The sequence below is a fragment of the Actinoplanes sp. HUAS TT8 genome, from assembly GCF_051380535.1.
Lineage (GTDB): Bacteria > Actinomycetota > Actinomycetes > Mycobacteriales > Micromonosporaceae > Actinoplanes.
This window is the reverse complement of sequence record NZ_CP195646.1, coordinates 6,415,505-6,425,000: the sequence shown is the minus strand read 5'-3', so window position 1 is coordinate 6,425,000 and position 9,496 is coordinate 6,415,505. Positions and strand designations below refer to the sequence as shown.

At 68.1% G+C, this 9,496-nt stretch carries 8 protein-coding genes and 2 rRNA genes (1 of these 10 only partly in view); 3 read left to right on the top strand and 7 right to left on the bottom strand.

Annotated features, from left to right (window positions below; all coding sequences use genetic code 11):
* Positions 1–1,894 (top strand): 23S ribosomal RNA (locus ACSHV8_RS28750) (it extends 1,182 nt beyond the left edge of the window).
* A gap of 107 nt (positions 1,895–2,001) precedes the next feature.
* Positions 2,002–2,118 (top strand): 5S ribosomal RNA (rrf, locus tag ACSHV8_RS28745).
* A gap of 150 nt (positions 2,119–2,268) precedes the next feature.
* Here rrf and ACSHV8_RS28740 read toward each other — a convergent pair.
* The 7 genes from ACSHV8_RS28740 to ACSHV8_RS28710 form a co-directional block, all read right to left on the bottom strand.
* Entirely contained in the window at positions 2,269–2,706 is a 438-nt protein-coding gene (locus tag ACSHV8_RS28740; protein ID WP_436520576.1) for a CBS domain-containing protein, read from the bottom strand.
* A gap of 372 nt (positions 2,707–3,078) precedes the next feature.
* The gene (locus ACSHV8_RS28735; protein WP_436520574.1) at positions 3,079–3,330 is read right to left on the bottom strand and encodes a hypothetical protein; all 252 of its coding nucleotides are present in this window, start codon (positions 3,328–3,330) and stop codon (positions 3,079–3,081) included.
* 51 nt (positions 3,331–3,381) lie between these two features.
* Positions 3,382–4,290 carry an STM4011 family radical SAM protein gene (locus ACSHV8_RS28730; RefSeq protein ID WP_436520572.1) on the bottom strand — a complete coding sequence of 303 codons (909 nt, stop codon included), beginning with the start codon at positions 4,288–4,290 and terminating at the stop codon, positions 3,382–3,384.
* Complete coding sequence (locus ACSHV8_RS28725) at positions 4,287–5,582, bottom strand: STM4012 family radical SAM protein (RefSeq protein ID WP_436520570.1); 1,296 nt, start codon at positions 5,580–5,582, stop codon at positions 4,287–4,289. The genes ACSHV8_RS28730 and ACSHV8_RS28725 overlap by 4 nt, the downstream gene beginning before the upstream one ends.
* Positions 5,579–6,373 (bottom strand): STM4013/SEN3800 family hydrolase, encoded by a 795-nt coding sequence (locus tag ACSHV8_RS28720; protein ID WP_436520568.1) that lies wholly within the window; start codon positions 6,371–6,373, stop codon positions 5,579–5,581. The genes ACSHV8_RS28725 and ACSHV8_RS28720 overlap by 4 nt, the downstream gene beginning before the upstream one ends.
* A 1-nt stretch (position 6,374) precedes the next feature.
* Entirely contained in the window at positions 6,375–7,295 is a 921-nt protein-coding gene (locus ACSHV8_RS28715) for an STM4015 family protein (RefSeq protein WP_436520566.1), read from the bottom strand.
* A gap of 81 nt (positions 7,296–7,376) precedes the next feature.
* A complete protein-coding gene (locus ACSHV8_RS28710) occupies positions 7,377–7,907 on the bottom strand; it encodes a hypothetical protein (RefSeq protein WP_436520564.1) in 531 nt (176 codons plus the stop codon).
* Between the two features lie 155 nt (positions 7,908–8,062).
* On the opposite strand from ACSHV8_RS28710, the gene ACSHV8_RS28705 reads away from it, so the two are divergent.
* Positions 8,063–9,451 (top strand): hypothetical protein, encoded by a 1,389-nt coding sequence (locus tag ACSHV8_RS28705; RefSeq protein WP_436520562.1) that lies wholly within the window; start codon positions 8,063–8,065, stop codon positions 9,449–9,451.
* The last annotated feature ends 45 nt before the right edge of the window (positions 9,452–9,496 follow it).

Genomic DNA, 9,496 nt, shown 5'->3' with positions numbered 1-9,496 from the left:
AGCTCACTGGTCAAGTGGTTCTGCGCCGACAATGTAGCGGGGCTCAAGCACACCGCCGAAGCTGTGGCATTCACACGTTAGTGTGGATGGGTAGGGGAGCGTCGTGCAGCGGGTGAAGCGCCGGAGTGATCCAGGTGTGGACGCTGTACGAGTGAGAATGCAGGCATGAGTAGCGAATGAAGGGTGAGAACCCCTTCCGCCGGATGACCAAGGGTTCCAGGGCCAGGCTAATCCGCCCTGGGTGAGTCGGGGCCTAAGGCGAGGCCGAGAGGCGTAGTCGATGGATAACGGGTTGATATTCCCGTACCCGCAAAGAAACGCCCAAGACGAACCTCAATGTACTAACTACTTGATCAATTCAATGGCTTCGGCCGGCGATGCGGGAGACTAGGACCTTGTTGGGTAGTAGTTTAGTGATGGGGTGACGCAGGAAGGTAGATGAGCCCGGCCGGTGGTTGTGCCGGGGTAAGCGTGTAGGCCGTCATGTAGGCAAATCCGCATGGCAATAGGCTGAGACGTGATGCCGAGCCGTTCTGGTGAAGTCATTGATCCTATGCTGCCGAGAAAAGCCTCTAGCGATGTTTCGAGCGGCCCGTACCCTAAACCGACACAGGTGGTCAGGTAGAGAATACCGAGGCGACGGGTGAACTGTGGTTAAGGAACTCGGCAAATTGCCCCCGTAACTTAGGGAGAAGGGGGGCCGGACGCGTGAAGCCACTTGCTGGTGGAGCGTGGTATGGCCGCAGAGAGCAGGGGGAAGCGACTGTTTACTAAAAACACAGGTCCATGCCAAGTCGTAAGACGATGTATATGGACTGACGCCTGCCCGGTGCTGGAACGTTAAGGGGACCTGTTAGCTCTTCGGGGCGAGGCGGAGAACTTAAGCGCCAGTAAACGGCGGTGGTAACTATAACCATCCTAAGGTAGCGAAATTCCTTGTCGGGTAAGTTCCGACCTGCACGAATGGCGTAACGACTTCCCCACTGTCTCAACCACAGGCCCGGCGAAATTGCAGTACGAGTAAAGATGCTCGTTACGCGCGGCAGGACGGAAAGACCCCGGGACCTTTACTATAGCTTGACATTGGTATCTGAATTCGATTGTGTAGGATAGGTGGGAGACTGTGAAGCTCGGACGCCAGTTCGGGTGGAGTCATTGTTGAAATACCACTCTGTTGGGTTTGGGTATCTAACTTGCGGCCCTGATCGGGTCGAGGGACAGTGTCTGGTGGGTAGTTTAACTGGGGCGGTTGCCTCCTAAAGGGTAACGGAGGCGCCCAAAGGTTCCCTCAGCCTGGTTGGCAATCAGGTGTTGAGTGTAAGTGCATAAGGGAGCTTGACTGTGAGACTGACGGGTCGAGCAGGGACGAAAGTCGGGACTAGTGATCCGGCACTTGCGTGTGGAAGCGGTGTCGCTCAACGGATAAAAGGTACCCCGGGGATAACAGGCTGATCTTCCCCAAGAGTCCATATCGACGGGATGGTTTGGCACCTCGATGTCGGCTCGTCGCATCCTGGGGCTGTAGCAGGTCCCAAGGGTTGGGCTGTTCGCCCATTAAAGCGGTACGCGAGCTGGGTTTAGAACGTCGTGAGACAGTTCGGTCCCTATCCGCCGTGCGCGTTGGATACTTGAGAAGGGCTGTCCCTAGTACGAGAGGACCGGGACGGACGAACCTCTGGTGTGCCAGTTGTCCTGCCAAGGGCACGGCTGGTTGGCTACGTTCGGAAGGGATAACCGCTGAAAGCATCTAAGCGGGAAGCTCGCTTCGAGATGAGGTATCCCACCACCTTGAGTGGGTAAGGCTCCCAGCTAGACTACTGGGTTGATAGGCCGGAGATGTAAGCACGGTAACGTGTTGAGTTGACCGGTACTAATAGGCCGAGGGCTTAACCACCCTAAACATTGCGCTTGCGTCCACTGTGTGATTCACAGCAAACGAACAACCACCCTTGTCGGGAGAGATCCCGTAAAGGTTGCTGGTTTTGTTTCGCTGATGGCTGTTTCGGTGGTCATAGCGGAGGGGAAACGCCCGGTTACATTCCGAACCCGGTAGCTAAGCCCTCCAGCGCCGATGGTACTGCACTCGGGAGGGTGTGGGAGAGTAGGACGCCGCCGGACTTAACTTATGGAAACGCCCACCCGGGTTCCGGGTGGGCGTTTCTTTTTGCTGCCCGAAAACCAGCGGGTCAGCCTTTCCCCTTGGTCACCGACGCGATCACGGCCGCCGCCCAGACCGGCCGCGGCGACACGATCAGCCGGTAACCGGAATCAGCTTCGGTCGCCGGTTATGTAGTCGGCCAGGGTGCTGCGTTCGGACTCCAACTCGTCGATGCGGTTCTTCACCACGTCGCCGATGCTGACCACGCCGGCCAAGCGGTTGTCGACCACCACGGGAACGTGGCGGAAGCGGTGTTCGGTCATGAGACGTTCGACGTCTTCGAGCTGGGCCTCGGGGGAGACCGTGCGTACCTGAGTGGTCTGGATGGTGCTGACCGGCTCGGCCAGGACGGCCGGGCCTCGTTCGGCTAGTGCGCGGACGACGTCGCGTTCGCTGACGATGCCGTCTACCGTGGCGCCGTCCCGGGATACCACCGCGGCGCCGATCCGGTGGTGGGCCAGCTTGCTGACCAGGCCCTCCACCGGCAGGTCCGGTGGAACCGTCACCACGTTGTCGCCCTTGGTCCGGAGAATGTCACTGATCCGCATCGCCCCTCCTGTGCCGTTGGGCCCCCGTACTCCTCTCTGGTCCTCCTGCCTTCTATGCCGAAAACCACCCCCAGAAGTCAAGCCCCTTCGATGGATACCGAATCAGGCACACCCCGCAAAACCCAGAAACACCCCTCCGGTCCAGCCCGCTCCGGTCAGCTGGTCGTGAGGGGTGCCTCCGGCGGCTGGAAGGACCTCTGTGGACCAGCTGGACAGAACGGGCCGGCTCTGAAGGGTGAGTCGGCTCGGCTGGGCCGGCTCGGGGTGGCCCGGCTCGGCCCGCCTCTGAGGAGTGGCCGAGTGGCCGGCTGGGGTGGCAGGTAGGTGGAGGGGCGGCCGGCTCGGGGTGGGCCGCGGCGGGGACTGAAAGGGTCAGGCTCGGCGGAGGAAGGGGAAGCGGGGGCGCGGGGCCGGCTTGGCGAGGCGTTTGCGGAGGAGGAACAGGGCGGCGGCTGCGGTGGCGGTCAGGGCCAGCAGGGTGGCGGCCACGGGTTTGCGGTGGGTGGAGACGGCCTGGGCCGGGCGGGACGTGCGGACCGTGGTCACCGCCTGGCGCAGGCGGGACGGGGAGTCCAGGTCGTCCGGGGTGGTGGTGTGGAGCTGCTCGGTCGCGTTCGTGGTCATCGCTCACCTCTCCTGTCGAAGATGCCCCTTCAGGCGGAGTTGTGGCCGAACCTATCCGGAGAGTGACCGGACTGGTGTCCCCGAACCGACAGAACCGGCAGAATCGGCACGAAAGGGCCACGCGGCGGGGATGCGTTCCAGGATGCCGCCGGCGAAGACGTCGTGGAGGCCGAGCGGCTTGAGGTGGACGTAGCCGATGTGACAGTCACAGATGCTGTTCACGCAGGTGCGGGGTTTGAGCGCGGAGCGCCACGAACCGTCGTACAGATTGCCGATCCTGGTTTGGATGAAGTGACAGCGACGGACGGTGCCGTCGCCGAGGACCGAGATCGCGGTCTCGCCGGCGTGGCACGGCCGGTCGAGCGAGACGTGCGGGCGGACGCTGTAGCCGAAGAGCGGGTCGAGCGACGTCCACGCCGCCTCCTCGGCCGGGGTGTAGCGCCTTCCCTCGGCGGCGTTGACCCACACGTACACCTCGGGGGGAAGTGATGCGCGGAGGGCGAGCGCCTCCTCGTGATGCTCGGGGAGGCCGACGACGCCGACCGAGAAGCGCACGCCGAGGCGGGTGAGCGCGGCGCAGCGGGCCAGGAAACGCTCGCGGGTGACCTGGCCCGGGTGGTAGGTGGCCCAGAGCGCCGTGGACGCGGGGTCGGCCTCGGCGAGCCAGCCGGTGCGGACGGCCAGGTTCGTCTGGATGGCGACCCGGTCGACGTGCGGGAGGTGGGACAGCGTCACCAAGGCGTGGCGGTACCAGCTGCGGGTCAGGCCCTCGCCCCACGGCGTGAACAGGATCTGCAGACGTACGTCGGTGGTCTCGGCGGCCCAGGCGGTGAACCGTTCCAGCGCGGCGCGGTCCTCGCGCAGCAGTGCCGGTGGGTCGTGGCGTTTGGCGAACGGGCAATACGGACAGTCGTAGTTGCAGCTGGCCAGCGGGCCCCGGTAGAGCACGGAGAGGTTCATCGGAGCTGATATCCCGCCATGGCCGAGCGCACCGACTCGGAGGTCAGCCACGGGCCGATCGCGTCCGACCGTTCCAGCCCGGCCGGGGTCAGGCGCAGGCCCCCGGGCTCGGCCAGCCCGGCCTCGACCAGGTGGGTGAGCTGCGGGAAGTCGGCCTCCGGGTCGGTGCCGAAGCGTTTGCGGTAGGCGGCCGGGTCGAGCCCCTCGGTGCGCAGCAGGGACTTGATCAGCCAGCGGCGCCGTTGCTCGAAGGGCTCCAGCGTGAAGCCGACCTCCGCGTACGCGAAATCGGCCGGAGGCCGGGCGATGTAGTCGTCGAGGACCGCGCGGACCTGGGAGATCCCGACCGCGTAGTCGAACGAGTAGTGCAGTTCGCGGGTGTAGGAGCGGGCGCCGCAGCCCAGGCCGATCATGCCGTCGTCCTGACAGGAGTAGTCCGGGCCGTCGTCGCGGGCCGAGGGGAGCCGGAACTGGCGCATCGACTCCTGCCGGTACCCGGCCGCGAGCAGCGTCTCCCGGCCCTGGCGGTAGAGGGCGAGCCGCTGCGCGTCCCAGTCGTCGCGGCTGACCGCGCGGCGGCCCAGGCCGGTCAGCGGGCGCACGTAGAGCGGGTAGAGGAAGATCTCCTCGGGCCGCCACTGCAGGGCCGCGTCCAGGCTGAGCTGCCACGACGCCGGGGTCTGGCCGTCGATGCCGTAGATCAGGTCGAGGTTGAGGACCGGGATGCGGGCGTCGCGGATCGCGCCGAGCGCGCGCTCGACGTCGGCGCGGCGCTGCGGGCGGCCGGCGGCGTGGGCCTCGGCATCGAGGAAGCTCTGCACGCCGATGCTGACGCGGGTCGCCCCGTACGCCGAGAGCACCTCCAGGCGGTCGGGGGTGGCGGTGGCCGGCGACGTCTCGACCGACAGCGGGATGCCGGGCAGGCCGGCGCCCATGACGGTGGTGCAGATGTCGAAGAGATCCTGGAGCTCGGCGGCGTCCAGATAGGTGGGCGTGCCGCCGCCGAACGCGGCCCGGGCGAACACCGCGCCGTCCAGGGCGACGCGGCCGGCCTGCTCGCGGAGTTGACGAAGGTAGGCCGTGACCTGCTCGGCGGGCGCGTTGGCGCGGGTGAACAGGTTGCAGAAACCGCAGCGCATCTCGCAGAACGGGATGTGCACGTAGAGGAAGAGCGCGTCCCTCGGCTCGTCGCGCCACACGTCGGTCAGGGCCGGGCGTGGATCCAGCGGACGGTACGACGTCTTGTGCGGATACGCGTACAGATAGCCCTGGTAGGGCGAGGCGCCGATCATGACGCGGCCAGGGTGAACTGCGCGTACGGCACCGTCCAGACGACCTCGTGGCCGATGCGGTGACCGGTGTGGCCGTCCTCCCCGTACGCCGTGCCGTGGTCCGAGCAGAGGATCGTGAAGACCGGTCGCCCCCGCCCGCGGACCAGGTCGAACAGCCGGGGGATCAGACCGTCGACATATTCCAGCGCGGCCGCGTGGCTCTCCCGGGTGTCCTCGTCGAGGCCGGCGTAGTGCCGGTTCGGCTGGTGCATGGCGGCGACGTTGAGGAACGTGAACACCGGCTGCCCGGCCGGGACCGCGGCCAGTGACGTCTCCAGGCGGTCGAGCTGGGCGCCCAGGCAATCCGGCGCGGTCACCCCGAACGTGTGCTCCCAGTGCGCCTCGGCGAACAGGCCGGGCAGCACCTGGCCGAGTGCCGTGCTGCGGCTGAAGAAGCCGACCCCGCCCAGGCAGAGCGTGTGATAGCCCTCCTTGGCCAGGGCCGTGGGCAGGTCGGGCGCGTCGAAGACCCAGGTGTGCGGCCCGGAGGTCACACTGCCCGGGAACGCCGCCGCGTAGAGCCGGTCGTGGTCGCCCGGATCGGCCGGGGTGGGCAGGAAACCGGCGAAGAACGCGTGGTGGGCGGCATAGGTGAAACTGGCCGGTGAGTGCCGCCGCTCCCAGGCGCCGCCGGGCAGGACGCGGGCCAGGTTCGGCGTGCGGCCGGTGGCGGCCAGCTCGGCGGCCACGTCGTGGCGCAGCGTGTCGAGGGTGACCATGAGGATGTCGTGGGTGCCGATCAGCGCGCGCATGTCACTCCGAGACCGCGACGTAGCGGTCGTCGTCGTCCTCCCCCTGCGGCTCGCTCACGTCGACCCGGGTTTCCGGCAGCGCGGCGACCACGGCGGCGGCCGTCTCGTCGGACATGTAGTGGTGTTGCAGGTGCAGCTCGCGCAGGTGGGTGAGGGGCTGGCCGGCCAGCAGCGCGGTCGCGCCGCGGTCGCTGAGCACGCCCATGGACAGGTCGAGCGACTCCAGCCGGGCCACGACCGGGGCGTGCGCGACCGCGGCGGCGAGCTCGTCGGCGATCTCCGCGTTGCGCAGGCCGAGGCGGCACAGCTGCGGGAAGAGCGTGCCGTCGAGCAGCGGGCGCAGGTCGGCGACCCGGGTGTCGCCGCTGTAGTCCGGTGTGCCGAGCCACAGCTCCAGGTCGGTCAGGCCCGGAAAGGCCGAGCCGAGCACGGCGGCGGTGAAACCGGCCGGGAGGCCGCCGGACTGCACGACCAGGCGGCGCAGGCCGTCACTGGCGACCGGGGAGAAGGAGAAATCCTCCCCGCCGCGCACCTGCAGGGTCTCCAGCTGCGGGAACGCGGTGATCAAGGGGCTGACGTCGCCCACCTTCATCCAGGAGATCTCGCACTCGTCGAACGTGATGTCGCCGAGGAACAGCGAGCGCAGCCGGGGCAGGCGCGGCGCCGCCGCGATCAGCTGCTCCAGCGGGGCGTAGGCGAACGCGGCATAACCCCACGGGCCGATGACCAGGGACTCCGTGGTCGCGCCGTGGGCGGTCAGGAACGTCTCGAACACGTCCCGGAAGCCCTCGGAGAGTGACGCCTGGGAGACGTCCTCATCCTCGAACGACACGCGCCAGGCGGTCGGACCGGTCGCGGTGCCGCCCGGGAACTCGGTCACCGGCAGGCCGGCGAACGTGTCGTCGTGGCTGTGGAAGGTCATGGACGGCTCCTGTCTCCGGTCTCTCCCTGTCTGAACCAGCGGCGCGACCGTAGCAGGAGTGACCGACAAAAATCCGGTCGGTCAGCGGACCAGGGTGAGCCCGGTCACGCGCGGCGTACGGCCCCGGTTGAGCGCGCGGCCGGCCAGCGCGGCCACGAACACCGCGGCGGTGAGCAGCACCGGCTCGATCAGCAGGCCGAACATCGGTATGCCGAGCAGCACGGCGTAGAGGACCACGAACGCGACGGCGCACAGGGCGGCCGCGGCGGCGACCCGGGCCAGGCGCGTACGCCGTGACCGGAACCGATCGCCGTGGCCCTGCCACCAGCCGGGCAGCCACCGCTCGACCAGCAGCGCGAACATCATCGCCGGGAACGTGATCAGGGCGGCCGCGCCGAACCCGGCGAGCATCGACGTGCCGCCGGCGATCGAGGCCGCCGTGGTGATCGTGACCAGGGTGATCACGTCGAATCGGCGCAGCCCCCAGTGGCCCTGCGCGAGCATCCAGACGGCGGCGACCGGGAGCGCCACGAACGACCATCCGACCCACGAGAACAGCAGGTAGACGGCGGCGAACGCGGCGGTCCGGGCGGCGTAGCGGGCGACGGTCATGGCTCGACCATCGGCGGGCGCCGCCGCCACGTGAGGCCTCCGCCGCGACCACGTGTGCCGTCACCTACTTCTCCTATAGGGATATTGACCATCGGGGCGGGCGTGGCTAGGCTCCGGATCGATCTTTGTAAACGTCTGTGTACTTGGGGGAGACCGTGTCTTCGATCCGAGGCCGGGCCGCGGCCGTCACCGCCCTCGCGCTCGCCGCGGGCGCGCTCAGCGGCCTGCCCGCCCACGCCGCCACCAGTGCCTTCGGGCCGGCCGCGCCGCAGAATCCGTACACCGCACCGGCCGGCGGGGCGACCACGCACGGCGACAGCGCCTCGGCGAAGACGTTCACCGGGGCCGGGTTCGCCGGCCGCCCGGTCACGGTGACCCGGTCGACCCTGCTCGCGGCCTGCCCGACCCTGCTGCACGGGGCCGACGGGGCGCTGCTCGCGCTCTGCACCGAATACATCGGACAGGCGCCCAGCCTGAAACTGCTCGACAAGAACACCGGCAACGCGGTCGCCTCGCTCTCGATCACCAAGGGCGCGCTGCTCGGCGGGGTCTACGCGTACCTCGACGAGCAGGACCGGGTCGTCATCGTGGACGGCAACCGCGACCTGCTGCGGATCGCCCACACCGCGACCACCCTCACGGTCGTGGAGAAGACCTCGCTGGCGTCGCAGATCGCCGACGGTGATGCGGTTGTCGGGGTGATTCCCGCGTACGACGGAAGGGTCTGGTTCGTCACCTCGGGAGGCACGGTCGGTGTGGCCGGGGCGGGCGCCGGCTATCGGCTGCCGGACGGCGAGAAGGTGGCCAACAGCGTCTCCACCGTGCCCGGGCGCTTCGCCGTGACCAGCGATCACGCGCTCTACGTGTTCGACACCACGACCGCGGTGCCGACACTGCTCTGGCGCTACGCGTACGACCGTGGGCCGGCCCGCAAACCCGGTCAGCTCTCCTGGGGCAGCGGCGCGACCCCGGTGTTCTTCGGCCCGGCGACCGGCTACGAGTACGTGGCGATCACCGACAACGCCGACCCGCACATGAACCTGATCGTGCTGCGTACCGACGGGGCCGGGGTGCCGCTGTGCGTGCAGCCGCTCTTCACGTCCGTGGCGGCCAGCGGCACCGAGAACGCGGCGGTCGCGTCCGGGCGTTCGATCTTCATCACCAACACCTACGGGTACGACTACCCGGCGCTGCCCGACGACGCCGGCCCCAGCGTCCCCGCCGACGCGGACTTCGACGGCGGCGTCGCCCGCATCGACGTGAACACGGCCGGCAGCGGCTGCGCGACGACCTGGGTGACGACCACCCGCAGCGCTGCCCTGCCGCGGCTCTCGGTCACCGACGGCAAGCTGTACACGGTCGTGCAGGACGGGCTGCTCAACGGGTTCTACGCGGCGGCGGTGGACGCCGGGACGGGGGCGGTCAGCGACAAGGCGCTGCTCGGCTACGGCCTGGTCAACCCGTTGCAGACCGCGGGCACGGCGATCGACCGCACGTACTACCAGGGCACGGTCACCGGCCTGGAAGTCATCAGGCCGAGCTGAACCCCTGCGCCCGGCGGGGGTCGCGGGCCTGCTGGGCGGTTGCGG